The 26,465-nt window shown below is 37.8% G+C and carries 28 protein-coding genes and 1 pseudogene; 6 read left to right on the top strand and 23 right to left on the bottom strand.

Features of this window, described 5'->3' with window-relative positions:
• Position 1: 1 nt before the first annotated feature.
• Complete coding sequence (locus FXF70_RS12975) at positions 2-346, bottom strand: DUF3992 domain-containing protein (protein WP_148780370.1); 345 nt, start codon at positions 344-346, stop codon at positions 2-4.
• A 74-nt stretch (positions 347-420) separates the two neighbouring features.
• Complete coding sequence (locus tag FXF70_RS12980) at positions 421-1,074, bottom strand: CotZ-related putative spore coat protein (RefSeq protein WP_035392640.1); 654 nt, start codon at positions 1,072-1,074, stop codon at positions 421-423.
• Positions 1,075-1,458: 384 nt separating this feature from the next.
• On the opposite strand from FXF70_RS12980, the gene FXF70_RS12985 reads away from it, so the two are divergent.
• Positions 1,459-1,830, top strand: coding sequence for an iron chaperone (locus FXF70_RS12985; protein ID WP_057079498.1), 372 nt, complete (start codon positions 1,459-1,461; stop codon positions 1,828-1,830).
• Between the two features lie 58 nt (positions 1,831-1,888).
• Here the strand turns inward: FXF70_RS12985 and FXF70_RS12990 are convergent, their stop codons facing one another.
• Both FXF70_RS12990 and FXF70_RS12995 read right to left on the bottom strand, forming a co-directional pair.
• Entirely contained in the window at positions 1,889-2,470 is a 582-nt protein-coding gene (locus tag FXF70_RS12990; RefSeq protein WP_148780371.1) for an undecaprenyl-diphosphatase, read from the bottom strand.
• 140 nt (positions 2,471-2,610) lie between these two features.
• Positions 2,611-3,153, bottom strand: a complete 543-nt coding sequence (locus FXF70_RS12995) for a GNAT family N-acetyltransferase (protein WP_148780372.1) — start codon at positions 3,151-3,153, stop codon at positions 2,611-2,613.
• Between the two features lie 165 nt (positions 3,154-3,318).
• Between FXF70_RS12995 and FXF70_RS13000 the strand changes: the two genes are divergently transcribed.
• On the top strand, positions 3,319-3,789 hold the full coding sequence (locus FXF70_RS13000) for a macro domain-containing protein (RefSeq protein ID WP_108611278.1): 471 nt from the start codon (positions 3,319-3,321) through the stop codon (positions 3,787-3,789).
• A gap of 61 nt (positions 3,790-3,850) precedes the next feature.
• Here FXF70_RS13000 and FXF70_RS13005 read toward each other — a convergent pair whose 3' ends face one another.
• The 3 genes from FXF70_RS13005 to FXF70_RS13015 form a co-directional block, all read right to left on the bottom strand.
• Complete coding sequence (locus tag FXF70_RS13005) at positions 3,851-4,333, bottom strand: TIGR01741 family protein (protein WP_148780373.1); 483 nt, start codon at positions 4,331-4,333, stop codon at positions 3,851-3,853.
• A gap of 5 nt (positions 4,334-4,338) precedes the next feature.
• Positions 4,339-6,264, bottom strand: a complete 1,926-nt coding sequence (locus FXF70_RS13010; RefSeq protein WP_148780374.1) for a T7SS effector LXG polymorphic toxin — start codon at positions 6,262-6,264, stop codon at positions 4,339-4,341.
• A gap of 143 nt (positions 6,265-6,407) precedes the next feature.
• A complete protein-coding gene (locus FXF70_RS13015) occupies positions 6,408-6,827 on the bottom strand; it encodes a MarR family winged helix-turn-helix transcriptional regulator (RefSeq protein WP_148780375.1) in 420 nt (139 codons plus the stop codon).
• Positions 6,828-6,939: 112 nt separating this feature from the next.
• Here FXF70_RS13015 and FXF70_RS13020 point away from each other — a divergent pair, with 112 nt between their 5' ends.
• Positions 6,940-7,926, top strand: a complete 987-nt coding sequence (locus FXF70_RS13020) for a YhdH/YhfP family quinone oxidoreductase (RefSeq protein ID WP_148780376.1) — start codon at positions 6,940-6,942, stop codon at positions 7,924-7,926.
• Between the two features lie 131 nt (positions 7,927-8,057).
• Here FXF70_RS13020 and FXF70_RS13025 read toward each other — a convergent pair whose 3' ends face one another.
• The 3 genes from FXF70_RS13025 to FXF70_RS13040 form a co-directional block, all read right to left on the bottom strand.
• On the bottom strand, positions 8,058-8,393 hold the full coding sequence (locus FXF70_RS13025; protein WP_148780377.1) for a hypothetical protein: 336 nt from the start codon (positions 8,391-8,393) through the stop codon (positions 8,058-8,060).
• 929 nt (positions 8,394-9,322) lie between these two features.
• Positions 9,323-10,432 carry a response regulator aspartate phosphatase gene (locus tag FXF70_RS13035; RefSeq protein ID WP_148780379.1) on the bottom strand — a complete coding sequence of 370 codons (1,110 nt, stop codon included), beginning with the start codon at positions 10,430-10,432 and terminating at the stop codon, positions 9,323-9,325.
• Between the two features lie 400 nt (positions 10,433-10,832).
• Positions 10,833-11,681, bottom strand: a complete 849-nt coding sequence (locus tag FXF70_RS13040) for an SMI1/KNR4 family protein (RefSeq protein WP_148780380.1) — start codon at positions 11,679-11,681, stop codon at positions 10,833-10,835.
• Between the two features lie 191 nt (positions 11,682-11,872).
• Between FXF70_RS13040 and FXF70_RS13045 the strand changes: the two genes are divergently transcribed.
• Positions 11,873-12,292, top strand: coding sequence for a stress protein (locus FXF70_RS13045; RefSeq protein ID WP_148780381.1), 420 nt, complete (start codon positions 11,873-11,875; stop codon positions 12,290-12,292).
• A gap of 34 nt (positions 12,293-12,326) precedes the next feature.
• Positions 12,327-12,587 (top strand): YesK family protein, encoded by a 261-nt coding sequence (locus FXF70_RS13050; protein WP_035700867.1) that lies wholly within the window; start codon positions 12,327-12,329, stop codon positions 12,585-12,587.
• 161 nt (positions 12,588-12,748) lie between these two features.
• Here the strand turns inward: FXF70_RS13050 and FXF70_RS13055 are convergent.
• From FXF70_RS13055 to spoVK, 9 genes and pseudogenes are all read right to left on the bottom strand, one after another.
• A pseudogene (locus tag FXF70_RS13055) lies at positions 12,749-13,127 on the bottom strand (T7SS effector LXG polymorphic toxin); the annotation flags it as partial.
• 412 nt (positions 13,128-13,539) lie between these two features.
• Positions 13,540-14,202, bottom strand: coding sequence for a DUF3986 family protein (locus FXF70_RS19285; RefSeq protein WP_235690794.1), 663 nt, complete (start codon positions 14,200-14,202; stop codon positions 13,540-13,542).
• A gap of 199 nt (positions 14,203-14,401) precedes the next feature.
• A complete protein-coding gene (locus tag FXF70_RS13065) occupies positions 14,402-14,641 on the bottom strand; it encodes a S8 family serine peptidase (RefSeq protein ID WP_148780382.1) in 240 nt (79 codons plus the stop codon).
• 79 nt (positions 14,642-14,720) lie between these two features.
• Complete coding sequence (locus FXF70_RS13070; RefSeq protein WP_148780383.1) at positions 14,721-14,960, bottom strand: hypothetical protein; 240 nt, start codon at positions 14,958-14,960, stop codon at positions 14,721-14,723.
• Positions 14,961-15,394: 434 nt separating this feature from the next.
• Positions 15,395-16,729 carry a type I glutamate--ammonia ligase gene (glnA, locus tag FXF70_RS13075; RefSeq protein WP_007499421.1) on the bottom strand — a complete coding sequence of 445 codons (1,335 nt, stop codon included), beginning with the start codon at positions 16,727-16,729 and terminating at the stop codon, positions 15,395-15,397.
• A gap of 60 nt (positions 16,730-16,789) precedes the next feature.
• Positions 16,790-17,200 (bottom strand): MerR family transcriptional regulator, encoded by a 411-nt coding sequence (locus FXF70_RS13080; protein WP_007499423.1) that lies wholly within the window; start codon positions 17,198-17,200, stop codon positions 16,790-16,792.
• 91 nt (positions 17,201-17,291) lie between these two features.
• On the bottom strand, positions 17,292-18,572 hold the full coding sequence (locus FXF70_RS13085) for a methionine gamma-lyase family protein (protein WP_125588825.1): 1,281 nt from the start codon (positions 18,570-18,572) through the stop codon (positions 17,292-17,294).
• An 18-nt stretch (positions 18,573-18,590) separates the two neighbouring features.
• Positions 18,591-19,853 (bottom strand): GTPase HflX, encoded by a 1,263-nt coding sequence (gene hflX / locus FXF70_RS13090; RefSeq protein WP_206428008.1) that lies wholly within the window; start codon positions 19,851-19,853, stop codon positions 18,591-18,593.
• Between the two features lie 120 nt (positions 19,854-19,973).
• A complete protein-coding gene (spoVK, locus tag FXF70_RS13095; protein ID WP_008344008.1) occupies positions 19,974-20,933 on the bottom strand; it encodes a stage V sporulation protein K in 960 nt (319 codons plus the stop codon).
• Between the two features lie 320 nt (positions 20,934-21,253).
• Here spoVK and FXF70_RS13100 point away from each other — a divergent pair, with 320 nt between their 5' ends.
• Positions 21,254-22,012 (top strand): N-acetylmuramoyl-L-alanine amidase, encoded by a 759-nt coding sequence (locus FXF70_RS13100; protein WP_060832344.1) that lies wholly within the window; start codon positions 21,254-21,256, stop codon positions 22,010-22,012.
• Positions 22,013-22,067: 55 nt separating this feature from the next.
• Here the strand turns inward: FXF70_RS13100 and FXF70_RS13105 are convergent, their stop codons facing one another.
• From FXF70_RS13105 to nrdI, 4 genes are all read right to left on the bottom strand, one after another.
• Entirely contained in the window at positions 22,068-22,685 is a 618-nt protein-coding gene (locus tag FXF70_RS13105) for a hypothetical protein (RefSeq protein ID WP_046343578.1), read from the bottom strand.
• 84 nt (positions 22,686-22,769) lie between these two features.
• Positions 22,770-23,750 carry a class 1b ribonucleoside-diphosphate reductase subunit beta gene (nrdF, locus tag FXF70_RS13110; protein WP_008344010.1) on the bottom strand — a complete coding sequence of 327 codons (981 nt, stop codon included), beginning with the start codon at positions 23,748-23,750 and terminating at the stop codon, positions 22,770-22,772.
• A gap of 17 nt (positions 23,751-23,767) precedes the next feature.
• Positions 23,768-25,870 carry a class 1b ribonucleoside-diphosphate reductase subunit alpha gene (gene nrdE, locus FXF70_RS13115; protein WP_019743850.1) on the bottom strand — a complete coding sequence of 701 codons (2,103 nt, stop codon included), beginning with the start codon at positions 25,868-25,870 and terminating at the stop codon, positions 23,768-23,770.
• Entirely contained in the window at positions 25,830-26,222 is a 393-nt protein-coding gene (nrdI, locus tag FXF70_RS13120) for a class Ib ribonucleoside-diphosphate reductase assembly flavoprotein NrdI (protein ID WP_017359034.1), read from the bottom strand. Before nrdI ends, nrdE begins: the two co-directional genes overlap by 41 nt.
• Between the last annotated feature and the right edge of the window lie 243 nt (positions 26,223-26,465).

Consider the following 26,465-nt stretch of genomic DNA (forward strand, 5'->3'; position numbering starts at 1 on the left):
ACTAATACTGATAATTGAGAGAAAACGAAACGACAATACTTCCAGTCGAGGTTCCACCAGTAGCTAAAATCCCAATCGAGTTCAGATCACTGAGCGTAATGGATCGACTCTCTCCTGGCGGTACCGTGAAATCAGGAACAGCTGTACCGTTTACCTCTAAAGCCACGGTAGGTGCTACAGCCAAAATCCCATTGTTTTCCACCATGATGGTTCCGTTTATGACATAAGGTGTTCCATCTGTCCAGACGACAACTGCATCAGCTGCTGCTGCTAAATCAAGTGTGAAGCATACTGCATCATTTACAAAGCCCGCTTGTTCATTACTACATCCGCCTAAAATAGCCATTTTAACCCTCCTTCAACCTAGTCTTGATAGACTATGATCCATTTACCTTTGAAGATTGTGCGATTATCACAGCTTCAAAGCTTTATTTTTCTTCTTTGCACCATGTTGATTTGCATGTCTAATCGTGCTTGCACACTTTCAGTTGATGGAGATTTCAAGATAAATTTCACATCTTTCACAGTAATCGCACGACTTTCTCCTTTTTGGACAAGAAGATCATAACAAAATGTACCAGTTTGAATCCTAATTGCGACTGGTACATCCTGATGATCTTGATGATGCAACACAACAGTTGCCGTATTGAGAAATTTTGTTCCATTCCGCCATACTTCCACCGAACTGGGCGTTGTGGAAAAACAAAGAAAGATGTGGTGAGATTCTATGTTTTTTAAAATAAGCGCATCATATACAGGAAGCTCTACTTCAATCATTCCACATAAAAAAGAAAGATCTACAAGAATTTTCGAACTGGATCGATACAAAACTTTTTGACAGCATGTTGATCTATTGCAGCACGGTACAAGAAGTTCCAACAGCACACAATTCTGCTTTTCATTGATAGAGCTCAAAGAAAAATAGCAAGTCTTAAACACACTTCTTTCAAAAAACACCCATGAGTAAAAAGGTTCCCCATCTTCCATGGTGAGCAAAAAGGGAGAACTCATCGAACGTTTGTGAGTAAAGCCTTCTAATTTTGTTTGATTGTTTATCTCTTTTAGTTTACTCATCAACAGGTTTGTCACTTTCAATCAGCCCAATTCCATGCTGTATACATAACTATATGGTCTTTTATCATATGTGCCTTTGACTATTTTGTGCGATTGGATTAGATGATGAGCATAGCTTTTCATTTTTCAAGTTTCTCTATATAATATGAACAAGAACTTCCGTGCCTCAGTAGCTCTAGAAGGGAAGAGCGCCGTAAAACAATTGTAGCTAGCGGGTCGCAAGGCAAGGGTTTCAGAAGCACCGAAAAGCAAATGAGCTGAGACAGGTGAAACTCCTGTCGGTGAAATTCCGTAGGGAAGCGTGTTGCCCCCTAGCCTATGCTTACGAAAGGAGTGCGGGTTCGAATCCCGTCTGAGGCTTGATGAATATGGAGGATGAAAACAATGCAGGTTTTTGAAGAATATGTAAGCAATATCGGTAATCCAGAGCTGAAACAGCGCACGCAAGACATCTTACAATGGATTTCAGACACATTCCCTCAATTAGAGCCAAGAATTGCTTGGAATCAGCCCATGTTCACAGATCATGGCACATTTATTATCGGATTTAGCGTCGCAAAACACCACATTTCTGTTGCGCCAGAAGGAAAAGGGATTGATCACTTTTCACCAGATATTGTACAAGCTGGTTATGACCATGGAAAAAAGATGTTTCGGATGAAGGAAAGCTTACCGATTGACTATCCTCTACTTAAAAAAATCATCGAATTTAACATTGAAGACAAAGCAGATTGTTCCACATTTTGGCGAAAATAATAAACACCCCGATCTGATTTCATAACAGATTGGGGTGTTTTTTCGTGAGACTTACATTTTATTTGGTTCTCTCTCCTGCCCATTTCTGCTCCACCCATTCATAGCCTGACAAAAGTACATTAACGCCCTTTTGGAATAGCGGCAAATAAACAACCGTTACCGCCGTTAAACAGGCGATCACAGCACCTGCCAACACATCAAATGGATAATGAACACCTACCCAAATCCTTGAAAATCCTACAGCGCAGGCAATGAAAAGCCAATAAATATGACGCTTGTGGAAAAGCCAAAAGACCATACAAATGGAAAAAATAAAAATGGTGTGATCACTCGGAAAAGAGTTGTTCACTTCCTTTTCGATTAAAAGATTAACATGATTCAATTCTGCAAAGGGCTGCTGATTGGAATAAAAGATCCCAGCGATTTTCCCTAGCATCTCTGCCAAAATAAAAGTCAACCCAGCAGATATCATCATGCATCTGTTTTTTCTGCTTCGGTTTTGAAACCACATGATCAAAAACATGATTGCAATGAACATCACTGAATATTCAGCCAATCCAATAACAACTGGATTTAAGACATCGTGATTCATACTAAGCTGATTAATCGACCGAAATACCCGTTCATTAAACTCCTGCATCTCATTTCATTCCTTTTGCTTCGTTTAGGAAAAGGATAAATGAAAAAAGAAGACCGTGACATCGATCGAGCGAACAAAATAAAGGGGTCATCTCACATTTTTGTCACTTCGTTGTCATTCGGATACCAAGAAACAAAGCACTATTTAGAATGATACTGCTCCCATTCTTTTTTCAGCAAAGCATATTGATAGGTGTTTTCATATTTAGGGGTCCCATCCTCATTTGTAGTAAATGAAACAAACTCAAGAAAGAAGCCTTCTTTCCTCATACCTAAACGTTCGCATAATGTTTGAGATCGATCATTGTCATCCTCTACATATGCATATAAACGCCTTGCCCCTTTATTGACAAATAGATATGACAAGAGCGCTTCAGCACTTTCACGGGCATATCCCTTTCCTTCATATGATGCATGAAAATTCCAGCCAATCGAATACGTGTCCGGTTCATCTTTTAAATGAAACAATTCACCGATAATCAACTGACTTTCTTTTAAACAAACCGCCATATAAGAGTGATATACTTTTCTTTTTTGCACCTTAGCGACCGCTTCTTCTAATGTAGAGATTTGATCATCCAGAAAACAATTCACTCTTGGTTGAGACAAGTATGCAAGCATTCCGGGTGCATCTTCATCACGAAATGGTCTAAGAATTAAACGATTTGTTTCTATTTTATCCATAAGACTCTCCTTACTACTTTTTCTTTATCTTTCACTATTTTAGATGTCATGGACTATTTTTGCCAATTTGATCGTATGAACGTATCCATTTTTTTAAACATAATGTCATCAAAACTGATATAATAGAACGTAAGTTTGCATTTTATTGAAAAGGGATGACTTAAAATGATCAAAACGGTAGAAGGCAATATCTTAGACGCAGAAGAAGACATCATCTGTCACCAAGTGAATTGTAAGGGTGTCATGGGAGCAGGGTTAGCAAAGCAGATCAAAAGCAAATATCCCAATGTGTATAAAGATTATAAACGGTTATGTGCAGAACAAGGAGATGATTTATTAAGCTCCGTTCAGCTCATCACAACGAGCGACGGAAAAACCATTGCCAACTTATTCGCCCAAGTTGGATACGGAAGAAAAACAAAACAAACAGATGACGACGCATTACGCAGCTGCTTTGAACATCTAAAACAGACAGTGACAAATCCAAATGAAAAGAACCCCCTTCATTCTATCGCCATTCCTTATGGGATCGGCTGCGGCTTGGCAGGCGGCGATTGGACGATTGTTCGAGAGATGATGGAAGAGGTTCTTGGCGATTGTGAAGTGACGGTTTATCGGTTTAAACAGATGAAATGAGAAATTCTGATGAAAACAAATATTACAAAAACCCTCCTTCATTTATTTGGAGGGTCATTTGCTATTTGTTATTTTCTTCTTTATTTTTCAAATAATCTAGCACAGCCTCTTTATCTTTCTCGTCTTCTGGTAAAAACCCGAACGTTTTATACTCCCAGACGGCTCTTCTCTGGATACCATAAAGCCCTATAGATAAAATATCTTCATAGCCATAATCAATCGAGAATTTCCCTGTTTTATCTAATTGTAGGGTAGCTGTTGTCCAAGCACCTAAATCATTTTGTATATATGCTTTTTTCAATTCTTCAAAAGTTTTACTTAGTTCGTATAATAAATGAATGTATGTTGACTTACTTACATTATATTTAAGTGGAATTTCATGTCCATAAACATACTCTTCACTATTAGTCTCGTTGAAACAAAATGTAATTCCAGCCGAATCATCAAGGATTTCTGCATACATCCAAACTTTATCCCAATCATATGGTATTAATTCATTAATTGATTCTGCTATCTTTTTATAATAGTGTTCTATTGATTCCATTATCTTTAACCTCCAGGTTGATTCTTGATAAATTCTTGAACATAACTTTTTCCTACTTTATATTCCACAAAAAAACTATCAGGTCTTAGCAAATCACCTTGATAAATAGGCTCAATACTTACCTCTACATGTTTAGGTGGAATCTCTTTGAGTGCAGCCAACCATTCCTGCTCCATGTTGTACCATTTCCCGCCACTACGATTAATCTGTGAATTCATCGGAAGTAAGTTATCAATATCCCCAGACCCTTTAAAAATAGATGCAATTAAATGCCCTCCATCATCATCCAGCAATCGATCCGGCTTACCTGAATTGGATTGAGCATATTGATTTCTTTTGACTTCTCCGTATTTTAAATCACTTGCTTCGACTTTGACAATGCGGCCATAGTGATCTGTTGTGTAGGTGTAACCTTGCTTTGTTGAATAAACGACATTCGGTTTTAATACCTTTTTGCGTTTCCATCGCACATAGTGCTCTCCGTAACTGACAACAGTCGGTGGTGATTTTGGTGCCGGTAAGCGTCTGCCTGTCTTAGAGATTCCGTATCCTGAGTTGTTGTCTAGACGCTTTGCCATGGAGAGGAGTTTATTTTTGAGATTTTCTCCGTCAAACACGTTATAAGGGAGTTTCCCTCCACCAGCCATTTGAAACTTTGGTGAGTATGGCAATAGATTCGGAATAGAGACTCTATCTAATGATTTTGCTCCTTGTTCAAGGCCTTTCTTCACTGTTGTTTTGGCCGCTGTTGTCCCTGTTTTTGTGATGGCTCCTGCCCCTTTAGAACCAAAGACAATTTCTGCAAGAGAACCAGTCGCATAGGCGAACCAGTGTGACCGAGAATACGCATCACCATTTAAGACTTCTTTTTGGAATGAGTCTGAAATCGATTTTCCAATCGCTTTCGATGTTTCAATTGGATGTGAAACAGCCGTTACGACTGATTCTATGGCACCCCCAGGGTCTGTTACAAGATCGTAGATGCCAACTACCGTATCTTTTGCCACATCATATAGACCCACTGCAGCACCTTTTACACTATCAATGAACACCTCCGATGCTTCTTCCTGTGCTTTGATTTGGAGAAGCTGGCTGTAATACATTTTTTGATCATATGTGAGATTCTCATAACCGATCTCATCTACAATCTCAAAGTATTTCGCTTCTGATAGACACGAAGGATCATTGAGCTTTTCTTTCAGTTCTTTGATTCTTCGTTTTTCTTTTTCTTCTTTTTTCACCTTTAAATAGGCTTTTACTTGAGCATCAATTTGATCATGGTTCTTGTACACGTCTGTCTCATGAAATGCTTTTGCATCATAATACATTGGCTGAGCATTCTTTCCTTTTCCAGTAGCAGCCATCATCTTTGCATAAAAAGTGTTGAGGTGGTTCTCAACCGCTTCTGACTTTGCGTATTCCGTTTTCAAATCATTGTCTATTTGATGTAAAACTTCAATGGTCTCTTTTCTTTTTTTGTTCGCATCGTCTAAATGTTCATTGACCTCTTTACTTGAAAAAGTATGTAATTCAATTAAATCACTAATATCGTCAAAAATAGTGGAAAGTGCCTCTTTTTGTTCTTTGACCATATCTTTATTGTTCTGAATCCCTTGTTTCAATTGAGTGTCTAAAAAGTGCTCATCAATAAAAGTACTCCCGCCTAATGATTCATCATCAAGCTTTCCTTTCACCCCATCTAAAAAAGCTTTCTGCATATCGATAAAATCAAGATATGTGTCTGTGTACAGCGCAAGATCCTCATAAAAAGATTTGATATTGTCTGCACCTTTTCCAGTAAATTCATCACCTAAGCCCGACACACTTTTTAATGCTTTTTTCACAAGTTTCATTTCTTCTTGAAGCTCATGATAGGCTTTCGACCTCTGTTCTACAGCTGATAGTAGAGATGGAGCATCTAATATTTTCATATAAAAAAGACTCCTTTTATGGCATATTCTTTTACTAGAATACCATAAGGAGCCTGACACTTTAATCCACTTTATCGTTTTTTAACCAATTATCTATCAGAGCTACCTCTTGATACATAAGTAACTTGTTTTAAAAAAAACCATCATTGAAAGTTATTGATAATTGTATACAATGCTTTTTTTAGCACAACCTTATCATCATTTGACAAGTTTTGGAGCGCTATATTGTTCAGCTCAATTGTTGCTGCTTCAACTTTTTCTCTAATGGCTAAAGATTTTTGAGTCGCCTCTACTAAAATATTTCTTCGATTTTTTGGATCTATTGTGCGTTCAATTAAGTCCGCTTTTTGCATTTTATCTAAAATTCCAGAAACTGTTGAGGCTTCTAAATACACAAGTTCTCCAATTTGTTTAGGAGATAGCTGGCCCTCTCTCCACAAACAGTTCAACACACCATATTGAGCGGGTGTCAAATCACATTCCTCTAAAAGCTTACTAAAGTACTTAAACACTTTATTTTGACTAACACTTAGTAAAAAATTTATGCACTCTGATAATTCCATTTTATCTCCCCCACATTGACTTTACCTATAATATCATGGTAGTTTTTTAATTGAAATACTTTTGTGCCAGAAATGTTTTGTCATAACATATTTTTAGAGAGGAAGATAAATAGTGGATTCATTTAAAGCGATTCTAGTGACAGAAAAAAATGATCAAGTGAGTTATGATCTTCAAAATGTAAGTGTGAATGATTTATCTGAAGGAGAAGTATTAATTAAAGTTGCATATTCTTCAATCAATTATAAAGATATGCTGGCTGTTCAAAAAAATGGAGGTGTTATTCGTAACTATCCGATGATTCCCGGAATTGATTTAAGTGGAACGATCGTTCATACAACAGATCATCGTTTCGTAGAAGGTCAACAAGTGATTGTCACAGGTTTCGCTATGGGCATGAGCCACACTGGAGGTTTTTCAGAATATGCTAGAGTACCTGCGGATTGGATTGTTCCTTTGCCAAATAACTTGACTTTAAAAGAAGCAATGACTTTTGGAACAGCAGGCTTTACAGCCGCTCTTTCGATCATGGCTTTACAGGAAAATGGAATGAATACAAAAAATCAACCTCATATACTCGTTACAGGTTCAACTGGTGGAGTTGGTAGCATCGCGATACAATTATTATCTAAAATTGGGTACAAAAATATTCATGCTTTAGTGCGTAAAGATCATCAAGTTGACATTGCAAAATCTTTAGGAGCAACTGATGTCATTTTTGCAAACGAGTTAGGAGAGCTCAAAAAACCATTAAACAAGCAAAAATATGACTTCGTCTTAGATACCGTAGGAGGAGAAGTGGCTTCTGTCATAATCCCTCAAATTTCTTATGGTGGAAGCATGAGCATGTGCGGGAATGCAGGTGGAATTAAATTAACAACAACTGTGTTACCTTTTATTTTAAGAGGGATCAACCTTCTAGGGATCGATTCTGTAAATGTACCAATCAATAAACGCAAAGTCATTTGGAACGAGATAGCAAACGAATGGAATATCGCCCAAACGACTCTAGTCAATGAGATTACTCTCGATACGTTACCTGAAACAATTGAAGCCATTAAAAATGGCCAACATTTAGGAAGAACAATTATTAAATATTAAACTCTATTTGAACTATATTATACAAGACTACCAATCCATATACCCCATGCTCTTAGAGCATCAATACCAAGTAAACACAAAGCTAAAAAAGGTGAAACTATACTCCACTAAATAATAAAAGAAAAACTCTATTATAAGGGTTTTTCTTTTTTGGAATCGTACTCTTTAATAATATCAATTGGATCAATCGCATCATCATCTTGTGTATATTCCTCTACATAAGGAGTAATTAATTTCTCAAACTGCTTTTCATCATCCATTAGAGCAATACAAGTTTCATACCCTTCAAAATCAGATGGGTATAAATTTGCAACAGCACTACCGTTTTTTAAAGCCTGATCTATCGCATTTTTTAATTCCAATAGACCCTTCCTGTTTCCTAAAATCAATGCTTCTCTGTGATGAGTTTCTTGAGCATATATATTACACATCTCTAAAACATCATCATCGTCTACTTGAATAGACATATAAAAGCACCTCCGAAATTAAATTTAGTTCATTATATAATTCTTAATGTCAACATGCCAAAGAGCCATGACCTCAAACGTCTGATCCCAATAGTGATTGCGGACACCGCAAACAAAAATAGCTCAAACTACTTAACTGTACTTTGCTCCTTTTTATATTTCATTACTTTTATAATTCTATAAACTATTACAGCAACATAGCACGCAATTAATGTAAGCAGATATTCAAAAGTAAAATCTCTTTGTACACCTTGATAAAGAAAAATAGTCAAAAGGACTGTAAACAAAACTATTTGAAAAACTTCTTTTTTTATCATCCAAATCCCCCGATATACTTTCACTTACGTTTTATACTTTTAATTACGTTATGTTACCGTGAAATTATAAAACAATCAGTCTTAACATTCTACAGTCAGTTCCATATTTAGGAGTTAAGTAATAAAATTGAAAGTATGTACTATATTTGTTTTTACCTCAAATGGTTTTCTTCTCTTTCTTCATAAAAACATCCTGAAATTCTTCATACATTTTTTCAGCTTTTCAGAATCCCATACTTTATACAGCTCTCGCATATATACAGTGAAATTGGGTAATACCCAGATTCCTCTAACGGACACTGAAAGTTTCCTCTTTAAAAATCTTAAATAATTCATTTGTTTTTTTAGTATCTTTATACGCTGCCATCAAATTAAATGGAGCATCTAATATAAAAAAGACTCCTTTATGGCATATTCTTTTACCAGAATACCATAAGAAGTCTGACGCTTTAATCCACTTTATCGTTTTTTAACCAATTAACCTCCAGAGCTACCTCTTGATGCAACTGTTTGGACATCTTCATGTAGAGGTTGAGTCAAACCGTTTGTAAAGAAAAGTGTACCTAGAGCTACCACAACTAGTGAAAATGTAATAAAAACCGACTTCTTCAATTAATTCACTCCTTTTCCTACATACTGGCTTGCGAGTAAGGCTCTTTTATAGTAATTTAATGATTGTTTCAGCAAGCCTCTCCCCTCTAAATATTTCGCCACATCAACCAGAATTTCCTCTAAATCAACCCATACTCTTTTCTCTTCAAGCTCTAAACACAGATTGTTTATATTGTTCAATTGAGAGTGATTTTTTTCATACAATCGTTCTTTTAACAATTTAAATTTTATTTGAAAAACGTTATGGTTGACTTGTTCTGATAAAGAAATGCCTAGATCTATCCATTCAATCGCGTCATTACTTTTACTGGAGATTTCTATTCTAGAAAGTTCATATAAACATCTCATCTTCAATAAATCTTGATTTTCGATCTCTTTATAACTCAACGTGCGCCTAAATAGTGCTGATGCTTCTTCTAAATTTTCTTTTTTGCTTTCTAGAAAACCCATATTGTAATATAGATGAATGATTAAATGATTGTCATTAATACTTTCGATCATATTCTCAGCTTCACTAAAAAGAGCTCTTGCTTTATCATATTCAAATTGATCAATTAAGTTTAACGCATGTAGCATCCTACAGTTAATCTGTCTTTTGATATATGTTTCATGCGCATTAAATGTGTCACACGCAATTTGTGCATGATATTTTGATAAAAAGGTCATTTTCAAATCATAAAATAGAACTGCGATTTTATAATGAAATTCAGCTTTTTCTATTTCATCATCAACATAAGCCAACTTTTTTTCAGCTATTCTGAAGTAACTTAATGCCTTATCATAATCTTGTAAGTAGTCATGATAGATCCCATTATAAAAGTAGAAGTAATATGACATGAGTTTATTTGTTTTTTCTTCTTTTTCGTCTGGAGCATTCCGCTGAAAGAATGGCTTATCTAAATTTCTGCTAATATTCTGAAGTTTCAGCTTAAGCCTAAAGCTCAACAGTTGATAGTACAAAAGAATATCTTGATTTTCTTCCATTAAATCAATTGCCCTGTCTATGTCATCTTGCATTTCTATAGCTGCCGATAAATCCCCTTTTTGTATCGCAAGATTCCAAGTGTTTAACATGTTTCCTACCTCCTGAGAGGCAATTAATCCTGACATTCCTTTACCCCCTTCTAAACAAATCCCTAGTATAATTCTAACACGCATTTTACAACATATGTAAAGTGAATCTGCTCATAATAGAAATTTTCGGTATCCCGCAAATATGATAATAATTGAATGGTATGCAATTATAAGAGTTGGTTAAAAGAGAGAGTAGCCAGAAAGGACTTGATACTTATTTCTTTTAGATTGAACACCTTCATTTTTTAAAAAGAAATTCACAACATATTGTTTTGAAATTGATATAAAAAGACCTGACTGAGTTTCAGCCAGGTTCACGAAGGGGTCAATCTAAATTATATTATAATGAATTCAAAACAGATAATTAAACATCCGTTCTCATTCACTCTTTGAAAATTCACCCTATACAGTACACTCTACATGCTCTAATTTTGCCTTAATCTAAAAAATCAATATTAACAGCGAAATTTCCAGCTGTTACAGTTATCTGAGGAATTTCAGTTTTTTCAAAAATGTCTACAATTTCAAATAATGTCTTTTTTATAATATCGTTACTTGGCATTGTATCTACTCTTAATATAAGGATTGTGTCAATGCTTGCAGCTACTTCATAAAGAACGTCTTCATCTTTAACAGATTCAATATAGCTTTTTATTCTTTTAAAGAACCACTCTACTTCTTCTAAATCTTGTAACGGATATTTAGTAATTTGATGAATATCGGCTGGATTAGCTGCTTCTTTGTCTAAGATCGCTTCAAGTTCTGCTTTAGTTATATGTTCCTCCTCATCTTCTTCGTATTCGTACTCAGTTACGTCTTTCTCATCGGCAGTGTATTCAACTGTATAAAGCCCCTCAATGAATTCATCAAAGGAATCTGCTAATTTAAAGTCTTCTTCCATCTCAACATCAAAATAATGAATTGCAGGATTCTCTTTCGTTTTTCGATAATCCATCGCTACCCAAGTATGGCCATCCCCGTTAATCAAAACAAGCCCTTCTGGCAGCTCCCACTCTTTTATTAAATAGGCACTATCCATAATCCCCTCATCTTCTGCAATTCCCAAAAGATGATTAAATTGAATATGATCCTCAGCCCATGAATTAGAGTGAGTGGTTGGAAAAGCATTATGAATGGTATAACCACCATTCTGTTCTAATATGAGCTTTTTGTATGTATTTGGAAAAGTAACACCAAGTTTCTTTTCAGCTTTAGCTATCTCTGCTTCGTTGATCTTTTTTAACGTATAGTAACCTTCCTCGTCTATTTCCCAAAATGATTTCAAGATGAATGCCTCCTAGTAAAATATGCACATAAGTATACCATCTTGCTAAGTATATTTAACAATTTAGGCAAAATAAAAGAAGAATATTAGTTACTTAGTCATTCACGTTGTCTATTTTTGTCGAAACGATAGTAAAAAGAAGGTACTTCATGTAAAATTTCCTTTGCACCTAAAAATCAGGAGGATCCAATATGAAGAAATTATCTATATTCATTTTTATTTGTTTAATGATGCTAACAGCTTGCAGTAGCGCAGCATCAAATGAAAAACAGCTCACGACAGCCAATATTATTGAAGCTTTTAAAAGTGCTGGGCTTGAAGCAGAAAAACCATCCGATCTTAAACAAAAAGAGTTTGGAAATATAAGAGAAGAAGGAAAAAGAATTCTCGTTCCTTCCTTAGGTAAAAATGCTGGCGGAAGGATTTTTAAATTTGGAAATGAAACTGATTTACAGCAGGCGAAATCCTATTATGATGAGTTAGGCAATGCTGGATCTATGTTCTTCTCTCACACCTATTCAAAAGGAAACTTTTTATTACAAATGAACGGTGAAATGAAAGATGCTGAATTTGAAAAGTATAAGAAAGTAATGGATGAGGAAATAAAATAATTTCATATATTTTTAGAAGAAGGAAGGTCAATAAATGTCATCATTTTGGCTGCTAACAGTTATCCTTACGATCGTTATACTTGTTGTTTCTGTTATCTTTAAAAGAAAGAATGCACCTTTACAGTATGGAATACCATCAATTCTCATCTTCATCAGTATGATCTTATTATTAATCAGTTTTTTCGTAGGAAAGTGGGAAGGTTTAGGACTGGGTGCAATCAGTATATCTTTACTGATTGCATCTGTGATCACCTTAATTATAAATGCCATCTTGAGTTATTTTAGGAGTAAATAACATAGAGCAACTTCCCATTCAGAAGTTGCGTACTTTTTAATCTTCAGGGTACTCAAAGATAACGGACATGCTTTTAAAAGTGCTTCGACCCTTTCAATAATTGGAGGAAATGCTTAAGTGTTACCCTCTTCCCACCTTCCTTACGCTGCGGAATAAGGCTTGGTTTTGCTATCGAATACCTCCAGTGAAATGAGGTCATCGATATCTTCAAAAATCGTTTTAAGAGCATTTTTTTGATCCTTCACAATGCTTTTGGCGTTTTTGATGCCCATAGTCTAAAAAGTGTTCTTCTACGAAGGTGTCCCCGCCATAGCTCGTATCATCAAGCGTACCAGAAACACCTTCATGGAACGCTTTTTGCTTATCAATAAAGCTGATAAACATGTCTACATTACCCGCTAGTTCTTTATAAAAGCTTTTAATGTTAACCGCACCTTTTCCAGTGAAATCATCACCGAGGTTTGCCACGCCTTGTAGTGCCTTTTTTAAATCAATCATTTGTTCGCGGAGTTCCTGATAATGTTTCGCCCTTGCGTCCATGGCACTGATTAGTGCTTTAGCATCAAGTATCTTCCCCAGAAGAAGTCACTCCCTTCTATCCATTAACAAGGTCAATTTTACCAACGTGATGGCTGTCATTAAATAGGAGTAAAGATACAAAAAACACAACATAAAAGTGGACACCCATTGTGTGGCACTTAAAGCGCCCAATGATCAGCGTCCGCAGGTTCTTCTTTCTGGACAAAATATTCATGTTCGCTTTTTCTCGGCAATGAAAATAAAAAAAGTGCCCATAAACATGGACACTTTGGTTCTATTATTCCCAAAACGCATCGCCTTCAGAATCAATATACTTCTAGAAAAGTTTTAAAGTCTACATAACAGTCTTTAAACAGATAAAGATATCTTCTTCTATATCATTTTATTTATTGTAACGTATCACACAAAAACGCTATGCTTTTATTAAACCATTTTCTTTTAGAAATTGTTCGAACAATGCATCACCTTTATCCTCAATATCTTCATCATCAATATTATACTCTCCAACCAACAAAACAAAATCATCATATTTTTCATATTTTTGTTCAAGTTTTATACCATAGCTTTCTTGATAAAAAAACAATAACCATTTCCCTGAATCTAAACTTTTTAAAAACACTCCTTCATAATCTAAATCATTTTCATAATAGCCTACATGCAAATGCATTGTATCGTCTAAGTTAAGCAACGTTGATCTCCCCTTTAGAAAATAACATGATGATCTTTTAGATTTGGTGGAACATGATAATGCAGAACAGCAGGTCTTCCATGTTTTATAGGTGCATAATCTAGTCTGAATAGTGGTTTTTTTGCTACGTACCTGTATAATGCGCCCTCCTGATCCAGGGCCATCAATAATACGATTTTGAGGCGCCTTTAATGCTTTCTGCACATATGGTCTAGCTACTTTCCATCCTTTTTGCATTCCCTTTTTTCCAACTTGAGAAATTAATAATCTTAAAGCAGCAGCCACCACCGGTATCCACTGACCAGTTACACTGTCTTCTTTCAATTCAGCATTCTGACTCTGTAACGCTAAAGTTTCTTCTATTTCAATAAATACTGGATCATTCAAAAGAAAGTCAAATTCTTTATTAAAGTTTGAAACATCTATACTGGTATCCTCGTATCTTGTTCAATCAATTGATCACTAACCACAAGTTCACTATTCAGTGAAGTTACGCTCTAAGAATATGCTGGAGTCACCGCGGAAAACATAGAATAAAAGACAGTACTACTAAAATAAGCTTATTCTTCATATAAACCCTAGTTTCTCAAAAAAATTTAACTGTATCCATAACTGAATACCCATTTATTTTATCTGAATTTTTGATTTTTTCCCATGATTTTTTAGAGATTGTGGATTTATTATAAGAAGAATATTCTTCAAAAAAGAGAGCAGCAAGACCTGCCATGTAGACAGCCGCCATTGAAGTACCACTACTATATAAAAAAGAACCATCTTTTGAATAACTTTTTATATAATGCCCCGGAAGTAACACATTTAAGGCCATTACCTACAGTTGTCCCTTTCCATATATCACCGTTCATATTTAATGCTCCTACAGCAATAACACCTTCAAATTTAGCAGGCTAGAGTATATCACTCTTTTCTTGTAACCCATAATTCCCAACCGATGATATTACAACAATAAGTGCCTCATCCAAATTTTCAGCCCAAGACTTTGGAACAACCAAAGTATTACCACTAAGGAACCTTACTAAAATATCATCCTCGGCTACTTTAAGTACATAACCTGCTTTATTAAGTTGTTCTCTTTTTCCTTTCTTAGATGCTTTAATCCAGTCTCCTTCTAAGAATTTGTTTTTCATCTGATAATCCTCCACCTTTTCCTGATCCGACTAAGCAGTTCATAGAGATGAACACGATGTCCATCCTCTAAGCGATAAAGTAGGAACCACCGTTTTGATCGTTTGCGTGCCATCTTAGGCAGCCCCGTCTTCCTCTTCTTTTTAATCATTCTCGTCAGAATCGTCTTGCACACTTTGAGGGCAATCTAATCATTAGTAGCTGCTTCTCATCTTTCTGCATAGGTACAGCTTCGTTGGCTTGGACCTCATACTAGAAAAAATAGACACAGATTCAATGAATAATTATGAAGAGTATATCTCCAAGATAATGGAGTGGTTTTTTATCACTTTTTTGTGGGTGAATGGTGGGTGGTGCCTGCTTCATTTTAAAATATAAGAAACACCCACAAAAACAAAAATCCCCCTGAAGCCAATGGCTCCAAGGGGTTTCTTTATTAATACTGAGACATATACTGATCGCGTTCCCATGGGTGTACTTGGGTGCGGAACATATCCCATTCGATTTCTTTTGATTCGATGAAGTGCTCGAATAAGTGATCGCCTAGTGCGTTGATCATGACTTCGTTTGACTTGAGCAGCTCAAGTGCTTCTGCAAGTGTTGCAGGTAAGTCAGCGATGCCGTTTTCAAGGCGCTCTTCTTTGTCCATGACATAGATGTTTCTGTCGATTGGCGCTGGTGCGTCTAGTTTGTTTTTGATTCCGTCTAGACCTGCTGCAAGTAATACACTTAGTGCAAGGTATGGGTTTGCAGATGGGTCTACACTGCGTACTTCTACACGTGTGCTAATGCCGCGTGATGCTGGAATACGAATCAATGGGCTGCGGTTTTGTGCACTCCATGCTACGTAGCAAGGTGCTTCATAACCAGGTACAAGACGTTTGTAAGAGTTCACCGTTGGGTTTGTGACCGCTGTGAAACTTGTTGCGTGCTTCACAATACCTGCGATAAAGTGTCTAGCCGTCTCGCTTAATTGTAAGTCTGCTTTCTCATCAAAGAATGCGTTTTTACCATTTTTAAATAATGATAGGTTACAGTGCATACCAGATCCGTTTACACCGAACAATGGTTTTGGCATGAATGTCGCATGAAGTCCGTGCTTTCTCGCAATTGTTTTCACAACGAGTTTGAACGTTTGAATGTCATCACAAGAACGGATAGCGCCTGCATATTTGAAGTCAATTTCATGCTGTCCAGGTGCTACTTCGTGGTGAGACGCTTCAATTTCAAAGCCCATTTCTTCAAGCTCAAGCACGATGTCACGGCGGCAGTTTTCACCTAAATCTGTTGGTGCAAGGTCAAAGTATCCACCTTTATCGTTTAGTTCGAGCGTTGGCTCGCCTTTTTCGTCTAATTTAAATAAGAAGAATTCTGGCTCAGGTCCAAGGTTGAAATCACTAAATCCTAGTTCTTCCATTTCCTTTAAGATACGCTTTAAGTTGTTACGAGGGTCTCCATCAAATGGTGTTCCGTCTGGCTTATAAATGTCACAAATAAAGCGTGCAACTTTACCTTTTTCTGCTGTCCAAGGGAAAATAACAAACGTGTTTAGATCTGGATATAGGTACATATCTGATTCTTCGATACGTACAAACCCTTCAATAGATGAACCATCAAACATACATTTGTTATCGAGAGCTTTTTCTAACTGGCTCACAGGAATCTCAACATTTTTAATTGTTCCGAGAATGTCTGTAAATTGCAGACGGATGTACTTTACGTTTTCCTCATTTACTAATTTTACGATATCTTCTCTTGTGTACTTTGCCATTTCGTAAAACTCCTCCCCTACAAAAGGTAAAATGTGTATAGCAATGCTTTTGCTAATTGGTTAACGGAAGAACCTTGACATATCCCCCTGCCTAAAGGTCGTTCCTTGTTGGAAACGTCCAGCCTGAATGAGTTCCTTCTTCAGTAGCTTCCTGAGTTCATCATCTGTCAAGTTGTGCTTCGCTGTGGTTTTCTCCTCTGTCTTTGTTTCAGACGATGGATTTTCTGCCTCAGCTTTGGCAAAAAGTTTTTTGATTCCTGCCATGTTTACACCTTGTTCGATGAGGTTTTTGATTTCTAGTAATTTATCAACATCATGGAAAGAAAATAATCGGCGATTCCCATCACTTCTAGCTGGAAATACTAAACCATTTTCCTCATAATAGCGAATTTGTCTTGCAGATAATTCTGTTAGCTGCATGACAATCCCAATTGGGAATAAAGGCATTGAGCGGCGAATGTTATCACTCATCTCAACTGTCTCCTCCTCTTTGCTTAAATTTATTATATGTCATGTTATATTATGTGTCAACGAAATGTTAGGAATATTAACATGGATTTTTTTATCGAGCAGGCACTTCAATAAAACCTTGCTCTAATAAGGCATCTACAGCACTGCAAATGGCATTTTTCACATGGGCGTACGTGAGACCGCCCTGAACATAGGCTGTGTAAGGCGGTCTAATCGGACCATCAGCTGATAATTCAATGCTGGCTCCTTGGACAAATGTGCCCGCTGCCATAATCACATCGTCCTCGTATCCCGGCATATAGCTCGCATGCGGTGTGACATGACTGTTAATCGGTGATGCATATTGAATGGCCTGACAAAATGCAATCATTTTTTTAGGGTCTCCAAATTCTACAGATTGAATCAAGTCGGTTCTTTTCGCATTCCACGACGGGTTTGTTTGGAACCCGAGTTTTTCAAGAAAACGCGCTGTAAACACGGCACCTTTTAAACTTTGTGCAACAACATGCGGTGCTAAGAAAAATCCTTGATACATTTCCTGAAGCGCATACAGCGATGCACCCGCTTCACTGCCGATGCCTGGAGATGTCATTCGATAAGAGCAAGCTTCTACCCATTTTTCTTTACCGACAATGTAGCCGCCAGTTTTAGCAAGGCCGCCGCCTGGGTTTTTAATGAGCGAACCTGCCATAAGGTCTGCGCCCACATGACACGGCTCTTGTAATTCAGTAAATTCACCATAGCAGTTGTCAACAAACACAATGATGTCATCATTGATGTCTTTCACAAATGAAATCATTTGTTCAATTTCTTCTATTGTAAAGGATGGTCTTGACGCATAGCCTTTAGAACGCTGAATCCCGATGACTTTTGTTTTTTGGGAAATAGATTCTTTGACTTTGTCGAAATCGACAGATCCATCTTGACGCAAATCAATGGCTTTGTAATCGATCTGAAAATCTTTTAATGAGCCTGTCCCTTCTTTGCCGCGAATCCCGACAATCTCTTCTAGGGTATCGTAAGGTTTCCCCGTCATGTAGATCAATTCATCACCAGGTCTTAGCACACCGAATAAGGCGATGGAAATGGCATGTGTTCCAGAAATGATCTGCGGGCGTACAAGACCGCTTTCCCCTCCAAATACATCCGCATAGATCTTTTCTAACGTGTCTCTTCCCATATCATCGTAGCCATAACCAGTTGTCGGGTTAAAATGAGAGTCGCTGACTTTATGTTTTCGGTAGCTTTCAAGAACCCGCCACTCATTTTGTTCGCTCTTTCGATCAATTTGCTGATGTATTTGTGAAATGTCTTGTTCTGCTTCTGCTGCTATTTTTTCTAAAATGGTGCCATGTTTTAAAGTGTGAAACATCGTGATTTAATTCCTTTCCTACAACATATACTTCTTGATTTGTCCTAATATGGTTTGCTCTTCACCACTAAATCCAGTGATGTCATAAAGCTCTGCTTCCTTTTGAAATTCCAGTGATTCCACCAAGGTTTCTGACTTTAAGGCAGATATGAGTTTCCCTTCATATGCCGGAATCCTTACATGATATAGCTTTAAAAAATCTTTTTTCAGTTCAGCCATGATATCCGCTTTTAACCGCTTCACATCTTCCTCGCGCCTAGCACTGATTAAAATGTGGCGCTGCTTTGAGGAAGGGATAAAATCCGGCCGGATTTGGTCTTTTTTGTTATAGACAGTCAGCATCGGAATACGGTCAGCTTCTAATTCCTCTAAAAGCTTATGAACCGTTCGTTCATGCCCTTCATAATCCTCATTCGAAGAATCGATCACATGAAGCAAATAGTCTGCTTCTTTTACTTCTTCAAGAGTGGAACGAAATGCTGCAATCAGTGTGGTTGGAAGGTCTTGAATAAAACCAACTGTATCGGAAATCAGTACACTGTAGCCAGATTCAAGTGTCATTTTACGCGTCATTGGGTCAAGTGTAGCAAACAGCAAATCTTCTTCATGGCTATCCGCTTCTGTTAACTGGTTAAACAATGTTGATTTCCCGGCATTTGTGTACCCGACAATAGCGATTTGGAATACGCCATTTTTCTTCCGTCGTTCCCGGTATCTCGTGCGATGTTCTTTGACTGCAGACAGTTGTCCATGAATTTCGTGTATGCGGTTTCGAATATGACGTCTGTCTGTTTCAAGTTTTGTTTCACCTGGACCTCTTGCGCCAATTCCGCCGCCTTGTCTTGAAAGGCTGATCCCTTGTCCACTCAGTCTCGGCAAGGCATACTGAAGCTGGGCAAGCTCTATTTGCAGCTTCCCCTCTCTTGTACGGGCTCTTTTGGCAAAGATGTCTAGAATCAATTGCGTACGGTCAATGATTTTCACATCTAAGGCAGTCGCCAAAGCTTTTAACTGGCTAGGCGAAAGCTCGTCGTTAAAAATAATAACGTCACAGTCTAACTCCTCGCAAAGCACTTCAAGCTCTTCCACTTTCCCTTTTCCGATGTAAGTCGCGCTGTCCTGTCTATTTCTTTTTTGCGTCATGATGCTGACAGCTTCACCGCCAGCTGTTTTGGTTAAGGAAGCTAATTCTTCCATAGAATATTGAAAGCGTTCATCCGTTATATGCGGCAGTTGACAGCCGACAAGGATCGCTTTTTCGATCATTTCATGTTCATTCAACGTCAGTTGTTTCCTTTCTGTACTTAAGTTTCAGTAGTACCATCATACCAAACACACCACACGTATACCACCATTCGGAAGGTTTAATTTCTTGTCTCTTTACAAAAAGGATACGCCATTTCAAGAAGGCGTATCCTCTTTCATTTGCAGATCATGGCTTTTAATCGTAAGTAAATCTTTTTTATCATAATGATCCACAAGAAGCAGTCTCATCGCCTGAGTTCGGATCGCTTTTTCAATGGTGTTTCGCACAAAACGGCCGTTGCTGAATTTGGCAGGGCTCGTTGTGCTCTTGATGTGCATTAAATAGTCTCGCAGTTTCCATTCTGCCTCTTGGGTAAAGACATATTCCCGATCGGCCATCATTCGTTTTGCAATATCCATCAGCTGATCGACCGTATAATCTGGGAAGTTGATATTGATCGGAAATCTCGATTGCAGACCAGGATTTAGAGAAAGAAAATGATCCATTTCCTTGGAGTATCCAGCTAAGATGAGGATGAATTCATGCTGCTTATCCTCCATATGTTTTACAAGGGTATCAATCGCTTCTTTCCCGAAATCTTTCTCTCCTCCGCGGGCAAGAGAATAGGCTTCATCGATGAACAAAATGCCGCCTAGTGATTTTTTAATCAAATCTCTTGTTTTTTGAGCTGTATGTCCAATGTACTCTCCAACCAGATCTCCTCGTTCTGCTTCAATTAAGTGCCCCTTTGAAAGAACATTCATTTCAAAGAAAAGCTTCCCGACAAGCCGTGCAACCGTTGTTTTCCCTGTGCCGGGATTTCCTTTAAACATCATATGAAGCGCTTGCTTTCCTACCTTTAATCCCTGTTCTTGTCTTTTTTGATTCACAAAAATCCAAGCATAAATTTCTTTTATGTTTCGTTTCATTTCATCCATCCCGACAAGGCTGTTCATTTCTCGTTCTATTTCTCGTAAGATGCTGTGTTTGGCCTCATTTTTTTGCAAGGCCTCTAGGTATTCTGCCTCTGAATCTGCATCAACCAATACTTGCTTCTGTCCATTAAGTATAATGTTGATTTGGCCGTTATTTTTATATGTGACAGCTCGCTCCAACGTATTCACCTCTCGCTCTTCTCTCTTTAATCTATTCGGGTGGAGCTGTAATCGTGACAATCGCCCGCACTAGAATCGGTTTACTGTCAAAATGACCCGAGATACCGGTTATTGTAGGGGATTGTGCGGTTTCCCAGGAAATGATGTGCTATTTCCATTGTATTCATCCATTTCGGGCGGACAAACCAACAATTTGTTTTTTCTTAGAAAAATGGCGCTTTTTCATCACAAATTGTGCAAAAAAGAGTCTCGATGATTTCCGCATTTTGTACAGGCAATTTTTCTATTTCCTCATAAAATAAAGACGAGGTGATGAATAGATGGTGAAAATTTTTATTGATCCTGGCCACGGAGGAACAGATTCTGGAGCTGCTGCTAATGGACTTTTGGAGAAAAATATCACACTGCAAATTGCGCTTTTTCTGAGAGATATGTTGATTAGTGAATATGATGGGGTTTCCGTCCGCTTAAGTCGTTCAATTGACCAATCCGTCACGTTATCCCAGCGTACGAATGCGGCAAACAGTTGGGGAGCTGACTATTTCGTGTCTATTCATATTAATGCTGGCGGAGGCACAGGTTTTGAAAGTTATGTGTATCCTGGCGTTTCAGCACCAACCACCACGTATCGCAATGCTCTTCATGATGAGATTGTCCGCTCCGTTGATTTTGCCGACCGTGGCAAGAAAACAGCGAACTTCCACGTTCTTCGGGAAACTTCTATGTCTGCCATTTTAACTGAAAACGGTTTCATCGATACGATAGCTGATGCAAATAAGCTCCGTAACGCTACTTTCCTTCAAGGGATCGCTCGTGCTCATGCCACTGGATTAGAAAAAGCCCTTCAATTGAAAAAAAAAGCAAGTAACCTATATAAAGTGCAAGCAGGGGCTTTCAAAGTCAAAGCCAATGCGGATGAACTAGCAGCTACACTCAGATCCAAAGGATTTGAAGCGCTGGTCGTACTGGATAGCGGCATGTACCGAGTTCAAGCTGGCGCTTTCCGTTCAAAGCAAAATGCAGATGACCTCGTCGCTCGATTAAAGCAGGCCGGTCACGACGCATTCGTTTTTCAATAATCTAAAAAACAAACCGGCTCAAGTCATCTTTAGAGCCGGTTTGTTGTCTATCCAATTATGCTAAAATGTTCACGACAAATTGAGACCATGTTTCAAGACGATCGAAGTACTCAGGCTTTTTCAAATCTGTTACTTTCATCCATTTTCCTGAGATTTGATCTGTTTCTTTTACTTCTACATGAGCACCTGGTGATAATTCAAGGGCTGATAACAGTCCGATGTGCACACGGCCGACACTGTTGTCATCATCATTAATGAGTCCAAGGGTTTTCATCTCAAGTTTGTCTTCTTCTTGAATCGAAAGTTCCTCGTCCAGTTCACGATCGGTATTTTCTTTTAGAATTTCAGCAAATTTTTTTCCTTCAATGAAATTCATATGACCGCCAAAGCCAAGAGATAACTTATGATGTAAGCGCGTCTCTCCCCCGCCTTGAAGTCTTTCATATACATACACTTCGTCCTCACGCTTAATAACGACATAAGGTATCGGCTGTTTGAAGTCAGGATTTTCTTCTGCATCGCCTCTTCGCATCTGCTCGAAGTGCTCTTCGATTTCTTTCATTATGGTGCTGATTGTTTTCTCTTCACTATTCACACCATTAAACGCAAGCGTTTCGTTTTGGAACACGCGTGCGCGAGGTGCAACTAAAATGATTTCGTCCATTTTTCCCATGTTCGGTAACCTCCAGTATGTAACACATTGTTAGAAATGGCAAAAAGCCAAAACGAGTGATGCGTTTTGACTTTTACGCTTTCCTTATGATTCATCTCCAAAGAAGAAATCATCATCTTTTAACGGCTCAACTGTTGCCTTTTTGTAGCCGTTCCCTTTCATTGAGAAGAAGTCATGTGACTTTGTTTTTGTATTGAGTCCGTTCAATACAATTGGGTTGATCTCTTCTTCTTCAAAGTAAGGGGCAAATCCAAGGTTCATTAACGCTTTATTGGCATTGTAACGAATGAACTTTTTCACATCATGCGATAAATTGACTTGGTCATAAATATCCTCAGTGTAATGAAGTTCATTTTCATAAAGCTCATTAAGCAGATCGATAGAGAAATCATAAAGCTCTTTTTGCACGTCAGGTGTTTGTTTGTTGTAAATTTCTTGTGCTAACAATCCAACATACACACCGTGAATCGCTTCATCGCGCAAAATCAAGTTAATGATTTCACCACTTTGCATGAGCTTTCCTTGACCGTAGAAATATAGCGGGTAGTAAAAGCCGCTATAGAATAGGAAGCTTTCTAAATACACTGAAGCAACCATTGCTTTAAATAAGGAAATCGGGTCATCCTTTTGAATGGAACGGTACAGACCTACAATCATATCTGCTTTCTTTTGCAAGAATTTATTTTTCTTGACCCATTCAAATACTTCACTAATCGTTTCAGTCGGTGCAAGCGTCATGAAGATATTTGAGTATGATTTTGCATGCACGGCATTTTCCATCATGGCCATAAAGTTTAACACGGCTTTACGCTGATGACCGTCCACATGTTCAGCCACTATCGGCATTCCTGTATTTCCTTGTTCTGTATCAAGTAACGTCAGTCCAGCCAGTACCTTCATGTACGTATCTCGCTCTTCTTCACCTAAATATTTCCATGTTAAGAGATCCCCGTTTAAGGAAATCTCTTCTGGAAGCCAGAATTGCTTGACGTTTTGGTTGTAAAACATTTGTGTAAAATCATCTTCGTGTTTTGACCAGTTGGCTGCATCATAAATTTTTGTCACGTTAAACTCTCCTTTAATCAAACAACACAAGAAAGACAGCCTTCCTGCCCTGTATCCTTCGTTCTTGCATAATAAAGTGTCTTAATGCCTTTATGGTGTGCATAAAGATCGATGCGGTTTAAGTCACGCGTTGTCATCGTATCTTTTAGGAATAATGTAAAGCTAATTCCTTGATCGACGTGCTGCTGAATGGTTGCGATCATATCGACTACTTTAAACATGTCCATATCGTATGCTTCTTTATAGAAGAACCAGTTTTGTGCTGAAAGTCCTGGCATTGGATAATACGTTTTGCTGTTTCCGTATGTTCTTTCTTCGATACGTTCCATAATTGGCATTACAGAAGCTGTTGCCGATTGAACATACGAAATAGAACCTGTTGGCGCAATACATAATCGATAGCTATGGTACATGCCATTTTCCGCTACAAAGTCTTTGAGTGCTGCCCAATCTTCTTTTGTTGGAATGTGCATGCCTTCAAATAGCGCAGCCGCTTTTTCTGTTTTTGGAGTGAAATCATTTTCTACGTATTTATTGAAGTACTCACCTGTTGCATAACCAGAGCCCTCATAACGATGGAATGTTTCCCCTTTTTCTTTTGCAAGCTCACTTGAACGCTTAATGGAGTAATAGTTCACCATCATAAAGAACGTATTAGCGAAATCTCTTGCTTCTTCACTTTCATAAGCGATTTGGTTTTGAGCTAAATACCCATGAAGGTTCATCGCACCAAGTCCAATTGATTTCATCGCTTTGTTCGCTTTTCTAACAGCTGGTGCATTGCGGATATCTGTTGTTTCAGACACAAGTGTAAGTGAGTCCGTTGCAAGCTTGACTGTTTTTTCAATGGATTTGTTTTTCATCACGTTCATGATATTTAAAGAACCAAGGTTACAAGAAATATCAAGTCCGATCTCATCATCTTGATCATAGTCCGTGTAAGAAGAGACTTCTGAAGCTTGAAGTACTTCTGAGCAAAGGTTTGAGAATTTCACACGTGAAATATGGTTCAGAGCGTGCTCTCTATTCACATTATCTTGGAACATGATATATGGATAGCCTGATTCCGAGCGCAGAACAGCTAATTTTTCAAGAAGTTTTCTTGGATTGACTTTTTCTTTTTTGACTTTCGGGTTTTCTACAAGCTCGTCATACATTTCTTCCATATCCATCTCATCAAGATGCTGTCCATAAGTTTTATAAACTGTATGAGGATAGAATGTATAAGCTGTTTTATCTTCTCTAGCAAGCTCGATAAATTTATCTGGGATGACGACACCGATCGAAAGTGTTTTCACACGAACATCTTCATCCGCAGAGATTTTTTTCGTATCTAAGAAATCGTTAATATCTCTGTGGAAAATATTCAGGTACGCACTTCCTGAACCTTGTCTTTGTCCCATTTGATCTGCATATCGGAATGCATTATCAAGAAGTTTCATGACGCCTACGACACCTTTGGTCGCATTTTCTACATCTTTGATCGCTTCACCTTTCGCACGAAGCTTTGAAAGGTTCAAGCTGACGCCGCCGCCTAATTTAGACAGCTGCATGGAAATATCAATGGCTCTTGAGATATCGTTTAATGAGTCATTCACTTCAAGCAAGAAGCAGCTCACCAGCTCACCACGTCTTTTACGGCCTGCGTTTAAGAATGTTGGTGTACTTGGCTGATACTCTTGGTTGATCATCAGTTCCACAAACTCAAGTGCTTTCTTTTTGTCTCCGCCCGCAAAGAAAAGAGCCACAACTGAAATGCGGTCTTCATAGCGTTCAAGGATTTTCTTTTTGTCATTTGTTTTCAGTGCATAGTCATTGTAAAACTTAAACGCACTCATAAATGATGGGAATCTAAATTTCTTGGCATATGCAGCTTCAAATACTTCTTTAATATCTGACATGCTGTATTGTCTTAAAAATTCTTCCTCATAGTAGTCGTTTTCTATTAAGTAATCAATCTTCTCTTCTAGATTATGAAAGAAGACCGTGTTTTGATTAATATAATCTACGAAATAACTATGTACAGCTTCTTTGTCCTTGTCGAACTGAAACTTTCCTTCTTTTTGAATCATAATCTCGTTATTTAATTGTATCCACTTTGGAACCTGATTTTGTGACAATTCTTTCTACCTCCTGTGTAAACAATTCAACATCCCTTTTTGTTCCGCTTAGTTCAAAGGTGTGCAAAATAGGAACTTGATATTGTTTAGAAATCGTATCGGCGCTTTTGGCAAAGTTATCTCCCCACACTTTGTTCCCACTCACCGCTACACCTAGTAAAAGGTGCGCATTTTTCTCTAAAAATGACTGAGTGGTACCAGGGACTTGTCCAAATCCTGTCGTAAAGGTGACGAGAATAAACGGCGTATCCAAAAACTCTTCTCCAGTCAATTTTCGTTTGTCTGTAAAAGGGGTCTTGTCCAAAAAGCGTTGAACATTTCCTGTTTTTGAATCAAATACGATTTGAATCAATTCCATCACGACCTAGTTTTTAGTATTGTTGATCATTCCGCTATTCACTATATATAGTATACTATGTTTTTTCAAAACACAACATATAGATGCTCGAAACGAAAAAAATCAACCAACCCGGCCGAACATTCATAGCCGAACTCGTACGTTCAAATAAATAGAGCAGAGCAGGTTCTAAAAATAGACTGCCCTACTCCCTATTCAACTGAAACCGAAATCTATCATAACACGAAAAAAAATCGC

Source organism: Bacillus sp. Y3 (assembly GCF_008123875.1).
Taxonomy (GTDB): Bacteria; Bacillota; Bacilli; order Bacillales; family Bacillaceae; genus Bacillus; species Bacillus altitudinis.